Annotated in this window: 12 protein-coding genes; 7 read left to right on the forward strand and 5 right to left on the reverse strand. The window is 71.9% G+C overall.

What is annotated here, in order from left to right; genetic code table 11:
* Positions 1-29: 29 nt before the first annotated feature.
* The 5 genes from metH to AB0D67_RS12525 form a co-directional block, all read right to left on the reverse strand.
* The gene (metH, locus tag AB0D67_RS12505) at positions 30-3,944 is read right to left on the reverse strand and encodes a methionine synthase (protein WP_362932985.1); all 3,915 of its coding nucleotides are present in this window, start codon (positions 3,942-3,944) and stop codon (positions 30-32) included.
* A gap of 360 nt (positions 3,945-4,304) precedes the next feature.
* Complete coding sequence (locus tag AB0D67_RS12510; protein ID WP_362932988.1) at positions 4,305-6,437, reverse strand: ATP-dependent RecD-like DNA helicase; 2,133 nt, start codon at positions 6,435-6,437, stop codon at positions 4,305-4,307.
* A gap of 117 nt (positions 6,438-6,554) precedes the next feature.
* Positions 6,555-7,559, reverse strand: a complete 1,005-nt coding sequence (locus tag AB0D67_RS12515) for a HEAT repeat domain-containing protein (RefSeq protein WP_362932991.1) — start codon at positions 7,557-7,559, stop codon at positions 6,555-6,557.
* A gap of 6 nt (positions 7,560-7,565) precedes the next feature.
* Positions 7,566-8,234: a HEAT repeat domain-containing protein gene (locus AB0D67_RS12520; protein ID WP_362932994.1), complete on the reverse strand. Its 669-nt coding sequence runs from the start codon at positions 8,232-8,234 to the stop codon at positions 7,566-7,568.
* 186 nt (positions 8,235-8,420) lie between these two features.
* Positions 8,421-9,443 (reverse strand): LacI family DNA-binding transcriptional regulator, encoded by a 1,023-nt coding sequence (locus tag AB0D67_RS12525; protein ID WP_362932997.1) that lies wholly within the window; start codon positions 9,441-9,443, stop codon positions 8,421-8,423.
* A 472-nt stretch (positions 9,444-9,915) separates the two neighbouring features.
* Here AB0D67_RS12525 and AB0D67_RS12530 point away from each other — a divergent pair, with 472 nt between their 5' ends.
* The 7 genes from AB0D67_RS12530 (at position 9,916) to AB0D67_RS12560 (ending at position 19,101) form a co-directional block, all read left to right on the forward strand.
* Positions 9,916-11,679, forward strand: a complete 1,764-nt coding sequence (locus AB0D67_RS12530; RefSeq protein ID WP_362933000.1) for an ABC transporter substrate-binding protein — start codon at positions 9,916-9,918, stop codon at positions 11,677-11,679.
* Between the two features lie 72 nt (positions 11,680-11,751).
* Complete coding sequence (locus AB0D67_RS12535) at positions 11,752-12,747, forward strand: ABC transporter permease (protein WP_362933003.1); 996 nt, start codon at positions 11,752-11,754, stop codon at positions 12,745-12,747.
* Entirely contained in the window at positions 12,744-13,637 is an 894-nt protein-coding gene (locus AB0D67_RS12540; RefSeq protein WP_362933006.1) for an ABC transporter permease, read from the forward strand. Before AB0D67_RS12535 ends, AB0D67_RS12540 begins: the two co-directional genes overlap by 4 nt.
* Positions 13,634-14,575 (forward strand): ABC transporter ATP-binding protein, encoded by a 942-nt coding sequence (locus AB0D67_RS12545; RefSeq protein ID WP_362933009.1) that lies wholly within the window; start codon positions 13,634-13,636, stop codon positions 14,573-14,575. The genes AB0D67_RS12540 and AB0D67_RS12545 overlap by 4 nt, the downstream gene beginning before the upstream one ends.
* Positions 14,575-15,546 (forward strand): ATP-binding cassette domain-containing protein, encoded by a 972-nt coding sequence (locus tag AB0D67_RS12550; RefSeq protein ID WP_362933341.1) that lies wholly within the window; start codon positions 14,575-14,577, stop codon positions 15,544-15,546. Before AB0D67_RS12545 ends, AB0D67_RS12550 begins: the two co-directional genes overlap by 1 nt.
* Positions 15,547-15,601: 55 nt before the next feature.
* Positions 15,602-18,052, forward strand: coding sequence for a glycoside hydrolase family 2 protein (locus tag AB0D67_RS12555; protein WP_362933012.1), 2,451 nt, complete (start codon positions 15,602-15,604; stop codon positions 18,050-18,052).
* On the forward strand, positions 18,049-19,101 hold the full coding sequence (locus AB0D67_RS12560) for an ROK family protein (RefSeq protein WP_362933015.1): 1,053 nt from the start codon (positions 18,049-18,051) through the stop codon (positions 19,099-19,101). Before AB0D67_RS12555 ends, AB0D67_RS12560 begins: the two co-directional genes overlap by 4 nt.

A 19,101-nucleotide genomic window follows, 5' to 3' on the forward strand; every position in this document is an offset into this window, starting at 1 on the left:
CGGAGGAGGACCGGAGGAGGACCGGAGGGTCAGCCGCCGTAGGCGAGGTTGGGGCGCAGCCAGCGCTCGATCTCGGCGACCGGAAGGCCGCGCCGTACCGCGTAGTCCTCGATCTGGTCCCTGCCCAGCCGCCCGACGGTGAAGTACCGCGACGCCGGGTGGGCGAACATCAGCCCGCTGACGCTGGCGGCCGGGGTCATCGCGAAGGACTCCGTCAGGTCCATGCCGATCCGCCGGGCGCCCAGCAGGTCGAACAGGTCGAGCTTCTGGCTGTGGTCGGGGCTCGCCGGATAGCCGAACGCGGGCCGGATGCCGCGGAACCGCTCCGCGTGCAGTTCGGCGAGCGACGGGTCGGCGTCCGGTTCGAACCACTCGCGCCGGGCCCGCAGGTGGACCCACTCGGCGAACGCCTCGGCGAGCCGGTCGGCGAGGGCCTTGACCATGATCGACCGGTAGTCGTCGTTGTCGGCCTCGAACCCGGCGGCGAGCTCCTCGGCGCCGTGCACGGTCACGGCGAAGCCGCCGAGGTGGTCACCGGCCGGGGCCACGTAGTCGGCGAGACACCGGTTGGGCCGCCCCTCGGGCTTGGCGGTCTGCTGGCGCAGCATCGGCAGCCGCACGGCGCCGCCAGCGGTGTCATCGGTGTCACCGGTGTCCACCACGAGGTCGTCGCCCTCGGAGCGGGCCGGCCAGAAGCCGTAGACGCCCCGCGCCCGCAGCGTGCCCGCGGCGATGATCTCGTCGAGCAGCGTGTTGGCGTCGTCGAACAGCTCGCGTGCCACCGGCTGGTCGAGGATCGCCGGATACTTGCCCTTCAGCTCCCAGGCCAGGAAGAAGAACTGCCAGTCGATCATCTCGCGGAGTTCGGCCAGGCCGGGCTCGACGACGCGGACGCCGGTGAAGGCGGGCACGGGCAGGTCGTCGAAGGAGACCCGCTCGGGGTTGGCGCGGGCCCGCGCCAGCGTCAGCATCGGGCTGCGCTCCCGGGAGGCGTGCTGCTCGCGCAGCCGCTCCTGCTCGGCGCGGTTGGCCACATCCAGCTCCTCGGCGCGGCCCGGGTCCAGCAGGTCGGAGACCACGCCGACCACCCGGGAGGCGTCGAGCACGTGGACCACCGAGCCGCCGTAGGCGGGGGCGATGCGCACCGCGGTGTGCTGGCGCGAGGTCGTGGCGCCGCCGATCAGCAGCGGCAGCCGCATCCCGCGGCGCTCCATCTCGGCGGCGACCGAGGTCATCTCGTCCAGCGACGGGGTGATCAGCCCCGACAGGCCGACGGCGTCGGCGCCCTCGGCGACCGCGGTGTCGAGGATGAGCGAGGCGGGAGCCATCACGCCGAGGTCGACGACCTCGTAGTTGTTGCAGCCCAGGACGACGCCCACGATGTTCTTGCCGATGTCGTGCACGTCGCCCTTGACGGTCGCGAGCACCACCTTGCCGCTGCCCCGCCCGGCGTCGCCGGCCATGCCGCCCGTACGGGTCGCGCGGGCCGCGGTGCCGCCGGTCACGGCGCCGGCCGCGGCGCCCGAAGCGGCCTCGCCCGAAGCCGCGCCGTCCGCGCCACCCGCCGCGGTCCCGTCCGTGGCGTCCGCGTCACCGGCCTCGGCCGCCGCGAGCCGCGCCCGCTCCTTCTCCGCCTCCATGAACGGCTCCAGGTAGGCGACCGAACGCTTCATCACCCGCGCGCTCTTGACCACCTGCGGCAGGAACATCTTCCCCGAGCCGAACAGGTCGCCCACGATCTTCATGCCGTCCATGAGCGGGCCCTCGATCACGTCGAGGGGCCGGGCCGCCTGCCGCCGGGCCTCCTCGGTGTCCTCCTCGACGAAGTCGGCCACGCCGTGCACGAGCGCGTGCGCCAGGCGCTTCTCCACCGGCGCGTCGCGCCAGGACAGGTCCACCGTACGGCGGGTGCCGCTCCCGCTGACCGTCTCGGCGAACGAGACCAGCCGGTCGGTGGCGTCGGGACGCCGGTCGAAGATGACGTCCTCGACGAGCTCCAGCAGGTCGGCGGGGATGTCCTGGTAGACGGCGAGCTGCCCGGCGTTGACGATGCCCATGTCCAGCCCGGCGCGCACGGCGTGGAAGAGGAACGCCGAGTGCATCGCCTCCCGCACGACGTCGTTGCCGCGGAAGGAGAACGACAGGTTGGAGATGCCGCCGCTGGTCCGCACCCCGGGGCAGCGCTCCTTGATGAGCGGCAGCGCCTCGATGAACGCCTTGGCGTAGCCGTTGTGCTCGGAGATGCCGGTGGCGACCGCCAGGACGTTCGGGTCGAACACGATGTCCTCGGCGGGGAAGCCCGCCTTCTGCGTGAGCAGGTCGTAGGCGCGGCCGCAGATCTCCACCTTGCGCTCGACGGTGTCGGCCTGTCCCTGCTCGTCGAAGGCCATGACGACCACGCCGGCGCCGTGGTCGCGGATGTGCCGCGCCTGCGCCAGGAACGGCTCCTCGCCCTCCTTGAGGCTGATCGAGTTGACCACGCCCTTGCCCTGCACGCACCTGAGCCCGGCCTCCAGCACGCTCCACCGCGAGCTGTCGATCATGATCGGGACGCGGGCCACCTCCGGCTCGGTCGCGATCAGGTTCAGGAACGTCGTCATGGCCCGCTCGCTGTCGAGCAGGTCGGCGTCCATGTTCACGTCGAGGAGGTTGGCGCCGCCGCGCACCTGCTCCAGCGCGACGTCCACGGCGGCCTGGTGGTCGCCCGCCTCGATGAGGCGGCGGAACCGCGCCGAGCCGGTGACGTTGGTGCGCTCGCCGATCATCACGAAACCGGTGTCCTCGCCGATCTCGAACGGCTCCAGCCCGCTGAGACGGGTCCGCGCGGGCGGCCCCGGGACCCGGCGCGGGTCGAGCCGGGACACCGCGCCGGCGATCCGCTCGATGTGGCCCGGTGTGGTCCCGCAGCAGCCGCCCACGATGTTCACCGTCCCGGCCGCGGCGAACTCGCCGAGCAGCCCGGCGGTCTCCTCGGGCGTCTGGTCGTAGCCGCCGAAGGCGTTCGGCAGCCCGGCGTTGGGGTGGCAGGCCACGTACGTGCCGGCCAGGCGCGACAGCTCGGCGACGTGCGGGCGCATCTCCTCGGCGCCCAGCGAGCAGTTCACCCCCACGACCAGGGGTTCGGCGTGCGCGACCGAGGTCCAGAACGCCTCCACGGTCTGGCCCGACAGCGTGCGCCCGCTCAGGTCCACGATCGTCACCGAGATCCACAGCGGCAGGTGCGGGGCGACGTCGCGGGCCGCGGCGACCGCGGCCTTGGCGTTGAGCGTGTCGAAGATCGTCTCGATCAGCAGCAGGTCGACGCCGCCCTCGGCCAGCGCGCCGATCTGCTCGGCGTAGGCGGCGTACACGTCGTCGAACGTGACCGCCCGGTAGGCGGGGTCATCCACGCGCGGCGACAGCGAGAGCGTGACGTTCAGCGGGCCGACCGAGCCGGCCACGAACCGGCCTCCGGCCTCGTCGGCGGCCTGACGGGCGATCTGGGCGCCCCGCACGTTCATCTCCCGCACCAGCGACTGCAGGCCGTAGTCGGCCTGGCCGATGCTCGTCGCGGTGAAGGTGTTGGTCGTGGTGATGTCCGCGCCCGCGGCGAGGTAGCGGCGGTGGACGTCGAGGACGAGGTCGGGGCGGGTGAGGTTCAGCAGGTCGGGGTCGCCGGTCACGTCGAGCGGGTGGTCGCCCAGGATCTCGCCGCGGTAGTCGGCGGGGGTGAGCCCGGCGCCCTGCAGCATCGTGCCCCACGCCCCGTCGAGCACGGCGATCCGCCGGTCCAGCAGCTCGCGCAGCGCGCGGGTCCGGCCGGCCGCCCGGGTCACCGCCGCGTCCGGCGCGCCGCCGGAGGCGGGGGCGCCGGCGGAGGCGTCCGCGGGGGCGCCGGGAGCGGTGTCGCGGGCGGTCCCGGGAGCGTTCTCACGGGCGTTCTCGCCGGCTGAGGACATGTTCATAGGCTCACCTCCGTTGTCGGAGGCGCCCTTGTCGAACAGGTAGGGGACCGAGCGTGGCGGGTCTTGGCCCGTTGCAGCGCCTCTCGGCCTTTCCGGATCAAGGTTAGCCCGGCCGCCCCCGTCCGGGCCAACTCGTTCCGGTCCGCGGGACGAGATTCGCACGCCAGCGGAAACCGGCGACGCCGTACGGCGGGCCCGGACCGCTCCGGACCTCGCGCGGTCCCGACCCCATACGGCCGGGGTCCGTGCGGCCCGAACCTCGTGCGGTTCGAGCCTCGTGCGGCCTGAGCCTTGTGCGGTTCGAAACTCGTGCGGCCCGGAATCCGCTCGGCCGGGACCCGCACGGGAGGAACCGGGCGGTCAGCCCTGGAGCGCCAGGGCGAGGCGGCGGGCGAGGCCGGTGTTGCGGCGCCCGCCGAGCCGGTGGACCGCCGTCTCCAGCGCCTCGCGCCGGCCGACCAGGACCACCCACGCCTTCGCCCGGGTGACCAGGGTGTAGAGCAGCCGGCGGCGCAGCATGACGCCCCCGGCCTCGGCGACGATCGGCGCCACCACGAACGGGTACTCGCTGCCCTGCGAGCGGTGCACGCTGACGGCGTAGGCGTGGGTCAGCTCGTCGAGCTCGTCGAAGCCGTACTCGACGACCTGGCCGTCGTCGGTGCGGATCTCGACGATCCGGCTCTCCGGGACGACCTCGGTGACCGTGCCGGTCTCACCGTTGAAGACGCCCTTGTCGTAGTTGTTGCGGATCGGCATGACGCGGTCGCCGACGCGGAAGACCGTGGAGCCCGCCCAGTGCTCGGCCGTGCCGTCGCGGGCGGGGTTGAGCCGCTCCTGGATCATCCGGCCCAGCTCGACGGTGCCGGTGGGGCCCCTGCGCATCGGGCACAGCACCTGCACCTCGCCCGGGTCCACCTTCTGCTTGCGGGGGATCGCCACCGTCGCCAGGTGGACCACCCGCTCGGCGACCTGCTCGGGGTCGTCGAGCTCCTCGAACCAGAAACCGCCGCCGCCGGGGACCGCCGGCACCTCACCGGCCCGGATCCGGTGGGCGGCCTCGATGATCCCGCTGCCCTCGGCCTGGCGGAAGACGTGCGTCAGCCGTACCCGCGGGATCTCCTCGACGCGCAGCAGGTCGGCCAGCACGCTGCCGGGGCCGATGCTGGGGAGCTGGTCGCCGTCGCCGACCAGCAGCAGGTGGCTGCCGGAGGGGATGGCCGCGGTCAGGCGGGTGGCCAGGTGCAGGTCCAGCATGGACGCCTCGTCGACCACGATCAGGTCGGCCCGCGCGGGCGTCTCCTGGAACAGCGTGCCCTCCTCCTCGTCGGGCCGATGGGCCAGCATCCGGTGCACGGTCATCGCGGGCATGCCGACCAGCTCCGACAGCCGCTTGGCGGCCTTGCCGGTCGGCGCGGTGAGGGTCACCGAGCCGCCCGCGGCCCGCACCACCCGGGCGATGGTGCGGACGGTGTGGCTCTTGCCGCAGCCGGGACCGCCGGTGATGATCGAGACGGTACTGGTCAGCGCCATGTTCACCGCCATCCGCTGATCCTCGTGCAGCGCGGGGTCCTCGTGGAAGGCGCGCAGGGGGAGCTCCGAGGGCGCCTGCCAGAGCCGCGTCAGGTGGGTGGTCAGCCGCAGCTCGCGGTCGTGGAGGTAGGCGAGGTAGGCGACGGTACGGCCGGCGCCGTCGAGGGACGCCTCGACCACCACCCGGCGGTCGGCCACCAGGGCGTCGACCATCCTCCGGACGACGTCCTCGTCCTGGCCGACCAGCTCCATCGTCTGGGTGACGAGGGCGGTCACCGACAGGTAGCAGTGCCCGCCGCCGGCCGCCGCCGCCTCCAGCCGGTCGAGGATCGCCGCCCTGATCCGCTGCGGGCTGCACTCCGGCACCCCCGACTGCAGGGCGATCTTGTCGGCGGTGACGAACGCGACCCCCCTGACCTGGCCGATGAGCTGGTAGGGGTCGGCGGACAGGATGGCGGCGGAGTCGGAGCCGAACGCCTGGTAGACCTTGGCGGCCAGCAGCGGGCTGATCCCGAAGCCCTGCAGGACGACCATGAGCGCGGCGATCGCCTTCTGCTCGCGCCACGCCTCGGTGATCTGGCCCTGCCGGGTCGGGCCGATGTTGACGACCTCGCGGAGCCGCTCGGGCTCGGCGTCGATGATCTTCAGCGTCTCCTCGCCGAAGTGGTCGACGATGGCGTGGGCCAGCCGCGGCCCGATGCCGCGGATCAGGCCCGAGCCGAGGTAGAGGCGGATCGCCCGGACGCCGGACGGTGTGATCCGCTCGCAGCCGTCGACCACGAAGCGCCTGCCGTGCCGGGGGTGCTCGTCCCACCGCCCGGTGAGCCGGAGCGTCTCCCCGGGCTGCGCTCCGGCCAGGGCGCGGCCCGAGGCGACGAAGCCCGAGCCGTCGTCGGCGCTCATCCGGGCGACGGTGTACTCGTCCTCGCGGACGTACACCAGCTGCTCGACGGATGCCTCCATGAGTCAACACCTTAGGCAACGGCACCGACAGGTCACCGCTGCGGGCGAAGGGGCCGCGCCGGTGCCGCTCCGTGGATCGGGTCTGCCCGGGGCGCACAGCGCCCCAGGGAAGATCCGCTATCGCGCGTCGCGTATCCCGAGAACGTATGCTGCGGTAAGTGCGACGACACGGTCTTCGTCGTGTGACAGATCCGCGAGGGCTTGTGATGCCTCAGCCCCCGGGATGTCCGCGAGCGCCTGTGTCAGCCGTGGACGTGCGGACGGTTCGACGGCGCCGTGGGCGAGGCGGTCAATGAGCATGGCGGCGATCCGGTCCGCCGACGCGGGACGACTCGCCAGCGCGCTCAGCGCGTCGGCCGCGTCGACGTCGTGCGTCCCCTCGACGACCATGTCGATGAGCGTCGGGACCGCGTCGGTCACTCCGCGTGCCCCGAGTGCCAGAGCCGCATGCCCGCGGACCACGATGTCGGGGTCCGCGAGGGTCTCCCGTAGCAGCGCGGTCGCCTCATCACCCGGAATCTCGGCGATGGACCGGACGGCACGTTTGCGTACCTCGGCCGCTGGTGAGCCGAGGCCCTCCGCCAGCAGCGCCAATCCATCGCCGCCCGATCGCGCCAGAGCCCACCGGAGGGCTCCGGAGACGTTCGGGTCCGTCTCGCTCAGCGCCGCCTCGACCAGCGCTTCCACCGGCACCGGAACCTCTCCGGCCGAGGACAGGGCCGCGCGCTGGCGCCTGCTGGCGCTCTTCGCCCCCAAGTCCCGGAGGAGCGCGACGATCTGGAGGACGTCCTCCCAGCCCGCGGGTTCCGCGGCACCGATCCGGCGGAGCCGGGTGAGCAGATCCGTCTCGGCTGCGATGCGTTCCCGCGTCTGGCGGATGAGGTCGTCGACGAGCTCCGAGGGCGTGAAGTCGGGATCAACGAGCGCACGGCCGACTTCACGCAACGACAGTCCCAATGACCGCAGGCTCTCGATGTGGAAGATCCGCCGGATGTCCTCGTCGGAGTACTCCCGATAACCGGCCCCGGTACGACCCGTCGGCCGCACCAGGCCGAGCGAGTCGTAATGCCTGAGCATGCGGGCGCTGACCCCGGACCGCCGTGCCACATCACCGATCAACACTGCCCATCACTCCTCCTTGCCGGTGCCCCCCAGGGCCACGATGCGTTTCGCCTCCCCGATCGCGAACTCGAACCCGGCATCGGGGTCGCGCAACAGCCGCTCCGTGGCCATCGCGTGAGCGCGCACCCGCGGATCGAGGTCCGTCATGGCGGCATGCAGGGTCGGCGTGATCACCTCACCGAGCGCGATCAGCGCACGACTGAGGCTCAGCTGCGTCTCACGCCCGCCGCGTCCGAACTGTGTCGCCAGCACCGCGGCCAACCCGGACTCCTCACCTTCGGGTACGAGCACGACCGCTGCCCGCCAGGCGCTCCGCGCCACCTCGTCGTCGGCATCGGACAGAAGCGCCCGTGTGATCGCGGGCCACGCCCGCCGATCTCCGATCTTGGACAGCGTGTGCAACGCCTGGCTCCGGGCCTGCGCACGCTCCGAACGGAGTTCGTCGATGAGCTTCGGGACCGTCATCGATGCCGAGTGGCGGGTGAGCGCCCATGTCAGCATGTCACGTACATAGAACTCGGGCTCGATCGCGCATCGTTCGATGAGCTTGTCCACGAACGATGGGTCGGGGACCGTGCCGACCGCCAGCGCCGCCCGCAGCCGCACCGACGAGTCGCCGTCCTCCAGTCCCCGCGAAGCCCGGATCCCATCCGTGTCCTGTTTCGCCATGGCCATCGGGACCACCTCCTCGGTGTCATCGAAGACCTTGGCACAGTGTCAAGGTCAAGCGTGGTCACGTCATGAGATCGCCTTACACCCTCTGCCCGCCGGGTTCGGCGGCCTGGCGGCCTTCAGGTCAGGTCGAGGGCTCGCCCGGACGCGCATGCCGTAGCCGTCGCACGGACGGTGCACAGGCGGGCGTCAGGCCGTGGGCGGGGGAGGGGCGGTGCTGGCCCGGGGGGCGAGCCGGGACGCCTCGTCCTCGATCGCCGGGGCGTGCTCCCCGGCGATCAGCGAGAGCAGGGTGCGCGCGGCGTGGGCGCCGTAGGCCGGGATGTCACGGGTCAGCGCGGTCAGCGCCGGCCGTACGACCTGGGACAGGGGCGAGTCGTCCCAGGCCACGATCGACAGGTCGGCGGGCACGTCCAGGCGCATCTCCTGGGCGACGGACAGACCGGCGACGGCCATGATGTCGTTGTCGTAGATGATCGCGGTGGGCCGTCCGGGGGAGCTGAGCAGGCGGCGGGTGGCGCGGGCGCCCTCCTCGCCGGTGTAGTCGGTGTGCACGATGACCTGGTCGTCCAGGCCCAGCTCCGTGCAGACGGCGGTGAACGCCCGGTCGCGCAGGACGGTGTGGACCAGCCGGGGCAGCCCGGCGACGCGGGCGACGCGGCGGTGGCCGAGCGCCGCGAGATACCGGACGGTCTCATGGACGGGGGCGGCGTCGTCGGACCAGACGGGGACCAGCGAGCCCGCCTCCGAGGGGTGGCCGAGCACCACGGCGGGCATGCCGAACGTCTCCAGTTCGGGGATGCGCGGGTCGGCGAAGTGCAGGTCGACCAGGATGGCGCCGTCGACGCGGCCCTCGCCCCACCAGCGGCGGTAGGTCTCCATCTCCTGCTCGTGGTCGGTCACCACCTGCAGCATGAGCCCGTAGGAGCGGGCAGACAGCTCGCTCTCGATGCCGCTGATCAGCTCCATGAAGAACGGCTCCATGCCGAGGACGCGCGCCGGGCGGCACACGGCCAGCCCCACGCTGCGCGCCCGCGCGCCGTTCAGCGCCCGCGCGGCGCTGTTGGGCCGCCAGCCGATCTCCTGGGCGATGGCCTTGATCATCGCCCGCTTGGCCTCCGACACCCCGGGGCGGTCGTTCAGCGCGTAGGAGACCGCCACCTTGGAGACACCGGCCCGGCGGGCGATGTCGGCGATCGTCGGCCGCTTCACGACGCCCTCCTGACTGAATCGGTTCGGTTCTGATGTCCACGCGCACCCTACTACCTGCGCGCCCGTGCCCACAGACAGGTGGGACCGCCGCCAGGACGGGTGGGCGGGCGGCGGGTCGCCCGGTGCCACCGCTGTTCGGCGCGCGTGACCCGGCCGGGGCGCGGACAGGGCGCGCGGCGGGACGTCTCGAAGGAGTCACGGCTCTTGACATGCCGGACACGCGGAATTTACGTTCTCGGTACTTATCCGGTTCAGTCGCATCCCGGAGCGGTCCGGCCCGCAGGCCGGCACGTCGGCGGGTGTGGCGCGGGTTGCGACACCATCCACCGGCCCGAAGACGGGGAGCGTGTTTTCGCGACGCACTGGGAGCGCTCCCACGAGGCCCGCGGGGGCTACGCTCCCGCGGGCCGATCCATCGGGGGCCTGGAACGACGTTCAGACCTCCGCCGGGCGGCGGAGGAAGGAGAGACAGATGCGAAACCGGGTGCGGATCATCCTCCCGCTCCTGGCGACGGGCCTGGCCGTCGCCGCGTGCTCCGGTGGCGGCGGTACCACGCCTGCCGCCCAGGGCTCCGGGGCGGCGAGCGCGCCCGCCGCGGCCCCCGGCGGTGGCGACAGCGGCTCGCTGCCCCGCAAGGAGACGCTCTACACCACCGGCTCCCAGTGGGGGCCGCCGGCCAACTTCAACCCGATCCGCGAATGGGACTCCGCCACCGGCACCAAGGGCCTGGTCTACGAGACGCTGTTCCACTACGACCCCAACGCCGCCAAGCTCGTCCCCTGGCTGGCCGAGAGCGGGAGCTGGACCGACGACAAGACCTACGAGGTCAAGCTCCGCTCCGGGGTGAAGTGGTCGGACGGCAAGCCGCTGACCGCCAAGGACGTCGTCTACTCCTATGAGCTCGGCAAGATGGAGACCATCCCGTTCCACAACATGTGGGACTGGCTGAAGAGCGTCGAGGCGGTGGACGACCAGACCGCGCGCTTCACCTTCTCCGAGGCCAACTACCAGGAATGGGATTTCAACCTCTACGGCCGCGCCATCGTCCCCGAGCACGTCTGGAACGGCAGGTCCGAGGAGGACGTGCTCAACGGGGTCAACGAGAACCCCGTCGGCACCGGCGCCTACACCTACAAGAGCCACAGTCAGGACCGCGTCGTCTGGCAGCGTCGCGACGACTGGTGGGGCAAGACCGCCCTGAACATGGAGCCCAAGCCCAAGTACATCGTCGACATCGCCACCCCCAGCAACGAGGTCGCGATGGGCATGCTGCTGCAGAAGGGCCTGGACCTCAGCAACAACTTCCTGCCGGGCGTGGCCAACCTCGTCAAGGGCAACTTCGGCATCACCTCCTTCTACAACGAGCCGCCGTACATGCTCTCGGCCAACACCGCCTGGCTGGTCCCCAACACCACCAAGAAGCCGATGAACGACGCGGCCTTCCGCAAGGCCCTCGCCTCCTCGGTCGACACCAAGAAGATCGTCGAGGGCGTCTACGGCAACCTCGTCAAGGCCTCCAGCCCCACCGGCCTGCTGCCGCAGTGGGAGCAGTTCGTCGACCAGGCCACGGTGTCGTCGGCCGGGTTCTCCTTCGACACCGGCAAGGCCAAGAAGCTGCTGGCCGACGCCGGCTACAAGGACCGCGACGGCGACGGGCTGGTGGAGAACAAGGACGGCTCGAAGATCAAGCTGACCCTCATCGTGCCGTCCGGCTGGACCGACTGGATGGAGGCCGCCCGCGTCATCGCCTCCAGCGCCAAGGCCGCCGGCATCGACGTCACCGCCGACTTCCCCGACTTCAACGCCCTGGTGGAGAAGCGCGGCAAGGGAGATTTCGACCTGGTGCTCAACAACGAGCGCCAGCTGTCCAACACCCCGTGGACGTACTACGAGTACGTCTTCCAGCTCCCGGTCCGCAAGCTGCAGAACACCGTCAACTTCGGCCGCTACGAGAACGAGAAGGCCTGGAAGCTGGTGCAGGAGCTCGACCGGGTCAAGACCGACGACATCGCCGGCATGAAGGCGAAGATCGCCGAACTCCAGAAGATCCACCTGGAGGAGCTGCCGGTCATCCCGCTCTGGTACAACGGCCTGTGGGCCCAGTCGAGCACCAGCGTCTGGAAGAACTGGCCCTCCTCGGCCCCGAACGCTCCCAAGTACGCGCCGGCCATGTGGCGTAACTGGATGGAACTGGGCGGCTTCGAGACGCTCACCCAGCTCCAGCCCGCCTCCTGACCGTCGGTTCCGCCCCCTCCTCCCCCTTTCCTCCTTCCGGGGGGAGGAGGGGCCCTTTTCGGGAGTTCTCTCGTGCGTCGATACTTCGGCAGGAAACTGCTGGTCTACGGGCTGACGTTCGTCGTCGCCGTCACGGTCAACTGGATGATCCCGCGGTTCATGCCCGGCGACCCGGTCGCCAGCATGGTCGCCCGGGCCAACGTCAGCCAGCCCGCGGCCGTCGAGGCGATGAAGCAGTACTACACCGGTCTCTTCGGCTTCGACCAGCCGCTGTGGCGGCAGTACCTCAACTTCTGGGGGGCGCTGCTGCACGGCGACTTCGGCATCAGCATCTGGGTGTTCCCCACCCCGGTGAGCGACGTCATCATGGGCGCCGTGCCGTACACGCTGGGGCTGATGATCCCGTCGGTGCTGCTGAGCTGGGTCGTCGGCAACCGGCTGGGGGCGTACGCGGCCCGGCGCAAGCTGATGGACAACACCGTCCTGCCGATCGGCTACGTCCTGACCGCGATGCCGTACATGTGGCTGGCGGTCCTGCTCGCCTGGGGATTCGGCGTGGTCGCGGGCCTCTTCCCGATCGCCGGCGGCTACAGCTTCTCCATGCAGCCCAACTGGTCGGGGGAGTTCCTGCTCGACCTGCTGCACCACTGGGTGCTGCCGTTCGCCTCGCTGTTCCTCGTCGCGCTCGGCGGCTGGGCGATCGGCATGCGCAACATGATCATCTATGAGCTGGAGTCCGACTACTCCACCTACCTCGCCGCGCTCGGCGCGCCGCAGCGGCTGATCCGGCGCTACGCCTTCCGCAACGCGGTGCTGCCCCAGATCACCGGCCTGGCGCTCCAGCTCGGCGTGCTGGTGGCCGGCGCCCTGGTGACGGAGATCGTCTTCTCCTACCCGGGTCTGGGCAGCCTCATCCTCAAGGCCATCCAGAACCAGGACTTCTTCCTGCTGCAGGGCACGTTCATGTTCATCGTCCTCGGCGTCCTCGCCGCGAACTTCATCATCGACATCGTCTACGTCGTGGTCGATCCTCGGACGCGGGCGGGAATGGCGGGTGCTGAGGCATGACCGCGCTCCAGGAAGTCGCCACCCGCGACGTCGCCGCCCCGGCCAGCGGACGCCGCGAGGCGCTGCACTTCGCGCTGCGCAACGGCAAGCTCCTCGCCGGCGTCGCCGTGATCATCGTCCTGCTGCTGCTGGGTCTGATCGGGCCGCTGACCATCGCCGCCCCGCCCAACGAGTACGTCGGCCCGCCCATGCAGGGCCCCTCGTCGGAGTACTGGTTCGGCACCACCACCTTCGGCCAGGACGTCTTCGCCCAGTTCGTGTACGGCCTGCGCACCACCTTCACCGCGGGCCTGCTAGGCGGCGTGGTCGCCTCCCTCATCGGGATGGTCGTCGGGTTCCTGGCCGGTTTCCGCGGCGGGCTCGTCGACGAGATCCTGAACATGCTGACCAACATCATCCTGGTCATCCCGACGCTGGCCGTACTGCTCATCATCAACGCCTACCTCGGCATCCGCAGCGTCGCCGCGCAGGCGATCTTCATCGGCCTGACGTCGTGGCCGTGGGCGGCGCGGGCCATCCGGGCGCAGACCTTCTCGCTGCGCGGCCGGGACTTCGTGGACCTGGCCAGGCTGAGCGGCTCGAACACCTGGAAGATCATCACCAGGGAGATCGCGCCGAACATGAGCTCCTACCTGCTGCTGACGTTCATCCTGCTGTTCGGCAACTCGATCCTGATCGCCTCGTCGCTGGACTTCATCGGTCTCGGCCCCACCGAGGGCGTCTCGCTCGGCCTGATGCTGCAGAACGCGGGCCAGTGGAGCGCCATGCAGCTCGGCATGTGGTGGTGGTTCATCCCGCCGGGCGCCGCGATCACCGCGATCGTCGGAGCCCTGTACGTCGCCAACGTCGGCCTCGACGAGGTCTTCAACCCGAAGCTGAGGGAGACATGAGCCTGCGGGTAAGCGATCTGAAGGTGCACTACCGGACCCTGCGGGGCGACGTGCGGGCACTGGACGGCGTCTCCTTCGAGCTGGGGGACGCCGAGATCCTCGGTTTGGCGGGGGAGTCCGGCTGCGGCAAGACCACTCTCGGCAAGAGCCTCATCCGGATGGACGGCCGCATGCGCCACGTCGGCGGCACCGTCGAACTCGACGGCGTCGAGCTGCCCATCGGCGACGACCGGAGGATGAACGACTTCCGCTTCCACCAGGTCTCGCTCGTCCCGCAGTACTCGATGAGCGCGCTGAACCCGACCCGCAAGATCGGCAAAATGGTGGGCGAGCTGCTGCGCTCCCGCGGCGTCACCCCCGACACCGCCAAGCTGCTCGGCCGCCTGGACGCGGTCGGCCTGCCCCACGAGGTGCTGGACCGCTACCCGATCGAGCTGTCCGGCGGCATGAAGCAGCGCGTGGTCATGGTCGTCTCCACCCTCCTGGACCCCTCGCTGCTCATCGCCGACGAGGTCACCTCCGCCCTCGACGTCTCCACCCAGAAGGCGGTGGCCAAGGCGCTGGCCGGCTTCCGCGACAACGGGTTCGTCAAGAGCATGGTCTTCATCACGCACGACATCTCGCTGACCTACCAGATCGCCGACACGATCATGGTCATGTACGCGGGGAAGCTGGCCGAGAAGGCGCCGGCCAAGACGATCGTCGAGGCGCCCCGGCACCCCTACACCCGGATGCTCATCGACTCGCTGCCCGAGGTCGGCGTGCGCCACGCCGACCGGAAGCTGTCGGGCATCGCCGGCAGCCCGCCGTCGCTGCTGAACCCGCCCAAGGGGTGCCGCTTCCGGGACCGCTGCCCGCTCGCCTTCGACCGGTGCGCCGAGGAGCCGCCGGCCGCCGAGGTCGCGCCCAACCACTTCGTCGCCTGCTGGAAGGCATGATGCTCAGACTCGACAACGTCACGAAGGTCTACAAGGTCGGCGCCTTCGGCGGCAAGACCCTGACCGCGGTCGGCGGGGTGAGCTTCGACGTGCCGGAGGGCCAGGTCGTCTCGCTGATCGGCGAGAGCGGCAGCGGCAAGAGCACCCTCGGCAAGATGATCCTCGGCCTCGTCCCGGTCACCACCGGCTCGATCACCCTCGACGGCGCCCCGGTACGGCCCGGCAAGGAGTACTACCGGCACGTCCAGGGCGTCTTCCAGGACCCCTTCAGCTCGTTCAACCCGGTCTTCAAGGCCGACCGGGTGTTCCAGATGATCAGGGAGGCGTACTTCCCCGCGACGTCCGCCGCGGAGTGGGACGAGCGGGTGCGCACCGCCCTGCGGGACGTGCGGCTCGACCCCGACCAGGTCCTCGGCAAGTATCCCCACCAGCTCAGCGGCGGCCAGCTCCAGCGCGTCCTCATCGCCCGGGCGCTGCTGCTGGACCTCAAGCTGCTGGTCGCCGACGAGATCACCAGCATGCTCGACGCCTCCACCCGCATCGACGTGCTCAACCTGCTCGCCGAGATCAAGGGCCGCGGGCTGGGCGTGCTGTACATCACCCACGACCTGTCGCTGGGCAACTACCTGGCCGAGCGGACCGTCGTGCTCCGGCACGGGACGGTCGTCGAGATGGGCACGACCGACAAGGTCTTCGGCAACCCGATGCACCCCTACACCCGGCAGCTGCTGTCGGCCGTGCCGCGCCTGCACGACCCCTGGGAGGACGCCGAGCCGGTCACCTCCTGCGTCTACCACGACGGCGGCGCCGCCGGTGCCGTCACCGGCGGCCTCGCGGAGGCCGAGGAGGACCACTTCGTGGCGTGCGCCAGGCTCGAAGGCTGCGGCGAGGACCGTCCCGAAGGCGGCGGCGAAGACCGGCCCGAAGACCGCGCCGAAGGTCGCCTCAAGGGCCGCGTCGAAGACCGCTGAGAAGAACGTCCGGCGGTCCCGGGGGGCCGGAGACCGCCGCGAGAAGGAGAACCGCTTGAGCATCTACCGTCCGCTGCACGACGGCTGGACCCTCACCGCCGTCCCGCGTGACGCCGAGGCGACCACCGCACCGCCCGGCGCCGAGACGGCCGGGGTGGCCGCCGCGCCGTCCGGCGCCGGGGTGGCCGGGGTGGCCGGGGTGCCGGCGACCGTACCGGGCTGCGTGCACACCGACCTGCTGGCCGCCGGGATCATCGACGATCCCTACCTGGACGACAACGAGACCCGGCTCACCTGGATCGGCCGCACCACCTGGCGGTACGAGACCGCCTTCACCTGGACGCCGGACGGGCACGAGCGGACCGACCTCGTCTGCGAGGGCCTCGACACCGTCGCCACGGTCGTCCTCAACGGCGTCACGGTCGGCGTCACCGCCAACCAGCACCGCTCCTACCGCTTCCCCGTACGGCACCTGCTGCGCGAGGGAGGCAACACCCTCACCGTGGTGTTCGGCTCCGCCTACGACTACGCCGAGGAACGGCGGACGGCCCTGGGCGACCGGCCGGGCGCCTACGCCGAGCCGTACCAGTTCATCCGGAAGATGGCGTGCAACTTCGGCTGGGACTGGGGGCCGACCGTGGTCACCGCCGGGATCTGGCGGCCGATCGGACTGGAGAGCTGGAGCGGCGCACGGCTGGCCGAGGTGCGCCCGCTGGTCACCCTCGACGGGACCGACGGCCGGGTGGACGTGCACGTCAGGGTCGAGCGCACCGGCGAGGAGCCGCTCACGCTGGACGTCGCCGTGGCGGGCGCCGCGGCGCAGACGTGGCTCGCGGCCGGTGAGCGGGAGACCACGGTGACGCTCACCGTGCCCGAGCCGGACCTGTGGTGGCCGCGCGGGTACGGCGGGCAGCCGCGCCACGACCTCACCGTGCGCCTGGGCGACCAGGAGTGGAGCCGGAGGATCGGATTCCGCGCCGTCGAGCTGGACCGCGAGGCGTTCGGCCTGCGGATCAACGGCGAGCCGGTGTTCGTGCGCGGCGTCAACTGGATCCCCGACGACTGCTTCCCGAACCGCGTCACCCGCGAGCGCCTCCGGGAGCGCCTCACCCAGGCCGCCGGAGCGAACGTGAACCTCCTGCGGGTCTGGGGCGGCGGCCTGTACGAGAGCGACGACTTCTACGACCTGGCCGACGAGCTCGGCCTGCTCGTCTGGCAGGACTTCCCGTTCGCCTGCGCCGCCTACCCCGAGGAGGAGCCGTTCCGCTCGGAGGTGGAGGCCGAGGCCAGGGAGAACGTCACCCGGCTGGCGAGCCACCCCAGCCTGGTGCTGTGGTGCGGCAACAACGAGAACATCGAGGGCCACGCCGACTGGGGCTGGCAGGAGAGGCTCGAAGGCCGGAGCTGGGGCGCGGGCTTCTACTACGACCTGCTGCCGCGGGTGGTCGCCGAGCTCGACCCGACCCGGCCCTACTGGCCCGGCAGTCCCTACTCCGGCGCCCCCGATCTGCCGCCCAACGACCCCTCACGCGGCACCCTGCACATCTGGGACGTGTGGAACCGCGAGGACTACACCCGCTACGCCGCCTACCGCCCCCGCTTCGCCGCCGAGTTCGGATTCCAGGGCCCGGCGACGTACGCCACGATGCGCAGGGCGATCGGCGGCGAGCTGGCCTCCGACGCGCCCCTGGTGCTGCACCACCAGAAGGCGATCGACGGCAACGACAAGCTGCTGCGCGGCCTGGGCGAGCACCTGCCCCGGCCTCGGGACTTCGACGACTGGCACTACCTGACCCAGCTCAACCAGGCGCGGGCCATCGAGTTCGGCGTCTCCCGCTTCCGCGCGCTGGCCCCGCACTGCACCGGCAGCGTCGTCTGGCAGCTCAACGACTGCTGGCCGGTCACCTCCTGGGCCGCCGTCGACGGCGACGGCCGCCGCAAGCCCCTGTGGTACGCGCTGCGCCGCGTCTACGCCGACCGGCTGCTCGCCGTCATCGACGGCGAGGTCGCGCTGGTCAACGACTCGGCCGAACCGTGGCACGGCGAGCTGTCGCTGGTCCGGCACGACGTCTCCGGGAAGGTGCTGGCCGAGGAGACCGCCGGGGTGACCGTCGCCCCCCGCTCCGTCACCCGCCTCCCGCTGCCCGCCGCCGTGGCGGACCCCGGCGACCCGGCCGCCGAACTGCTCGTCGCCCGCCTGGGCGAGACGCGCGCGGTGTCCTTCTACGACGAGGACACCCGGGTGGCCTTCCCCGAGGCGGCGTGGGACGCGCGCGCCGAACCGGCCGGGGACGGCTACCGAGTGACGGTCACCGCCCGGACCGTCCTGCGCGAACTGGCGCTCTTCCCCGACCGGCTCGACCCCGGCGCCCGGGTGGACGACCTGCCGGTGACGCTGCTGCCGGGGGAGAGCGCGGTCTTCCACGTCACCGCCGGGAACCTCCCCGACCCGGCCGCGCTGACCGCCTTCCCGGTGCTGCGCTGCGTGAACGAGCCCCGCCGGTGACCGTCCTCGCCCTGGACATCGGCGGCACCAAGTTCGCCGCCGCGGCCGTCACCGCCGACGGCGGCATGACCGCCCGCGCCGAGGTGCCGCTGAGCGGCGCCGGCTCGCCGGACCGGGCGCTCGCCCAGGTCGTCGAGCAGATAACCGCCCGGGTGCCGGCCGACGCGATCGAGGGGGTCGGCATCGGCTCGGCCGGCCCCCTGGACGTGCGCGCCGGGACGGTCAGCCCGGTCAACATCCCCCGCTGGCGGGACTTCCCCCTGGCCGGCGCCGTCGGCCGGATGCTGCCCGGCCGGCCGGTACGGCTGGCCGGCGACGCCCAGTGCATGGCACTGGGGGAGTGGTGGCGGGGGACCTTCCCGGCGGACCCCGGGACGCCGGAGGAGCCCGGAGCGGCGGCCGGGACGCCGCCGGGGACGGCGGCCGGGGCGGCACCGGGATCACCGGGAGTGCCGGGGACGGCGGCCGGGGCGGCGTCCGGACCGGGGGAGGAGCCGTGGCGGCCCGGATCCCGCGCGGTGCTGGGCGTGGTGGTCTCCACCGGCGTCGGCGGCGGCTTCGTCCTGGACGGCGTGCCGTACCTCGGTCCGACCGGCAACGCCGGGCACATCGGTCACATCACCGTCGATCCCGGCGGCGATCCCTGTCCGTGCGGCGCGTCCGGGTGCGTGGAGACCGTCGCCAGCGGGCCCGCCATGGTCCGCTGGGCCCGCGCGGGCGGCTGGACCGGGGCGGACGCCCGCGCGCTCGCCGCGAGCGCCCGCGCCGGATCCGAGATCGCGCAGGCCGCCTTCAGCCGCGCCGCCGACGCGCTGGCCACCGCCTTCCACACCGCCGCCGCCCTGCTCGACCTCGACCGCGTCGTCGTCGGCGGGGGCGTGGCCGCCGCCGGGCCGGTGCTGTTCGGCCCGCTCCGGCAGGCGGTGGCGGAGAACGCCGGGCTCGGCTTCACACGCCGCCTGCGGGTGGACGCCACCTCCCTGGGCCGCGACGCCGGCCTGCTCGGCGCCGCCGCCCTCGTCCTGCCCCTGCGCCCCCCGGCCCCCTGA

The organism is Streptosporangium sp. NPDC048047, from assembly GCF_040653115.1.
In the GTDB taxonomy this organism is placed as follows: domain Bacteria; phylum Actinomycetota; class Actinomycetes; order Streptosporangiales; family Streptosporangiaceae; genus Streptosporangium.

What these genes read in the sequence shown, in the direction of transcription:
- metH (WP_362932985.1), bottom strand. Translation starts at nt 3,944, where the DNA reads ATGAACATGTCCTCAGCCGGCGAGAACGCCCGTGAGAACGCTCCCGGG.
- AB0D67_RS12510 (WP_362932988.1), bottom strand. Translation starts at nt 6,437, where the DNA reads ATGGAGGCATCCGTCGAGCAGCTGGTGTACGTCCGCGAGGACGAGTAC.
- AB0D67_RS12520 (WP_362932994.1), bottom strand. Translation starts at nt 8,234, where the DNA reads ATGGCCATGGCGAAACAGGACACGGATGGGATCCGGGCTTCGCGGGGA.
- AB0D67_RS12530 (WP_362933000.1), top strand. Translation starts at nt 9,916, where the DNA reads ATGCGAAACCGGGTGCGGATCATCCTCCCGCTCCTGGCGACGGGCCTG.
- AB0D67_RS12540 (WP_362933006.1), top strand. Translation starts at nt 12,744, where the DNA reads ATGACCGCGCTCCAGGAAGTCGCCACCCGCGACGTCGCCGCCCCGGCC.
- AB0D67_RS12545 (WP_362933009.1), top strand. Translation starts at nt 13,634, where the DNA reads ATGAGCCTGCGGGTAAGCGATCTGAAGGTGCACTACCGGACCCTGCGG.
- AB0D67_RS12550 (WP_362933341.1), top strand. Translation starts at nt 14,575, where the DNA reads ATGCTCAGACTCGACAACGTCACGAAGGTCTACAAGGTCGGCGCCTTC.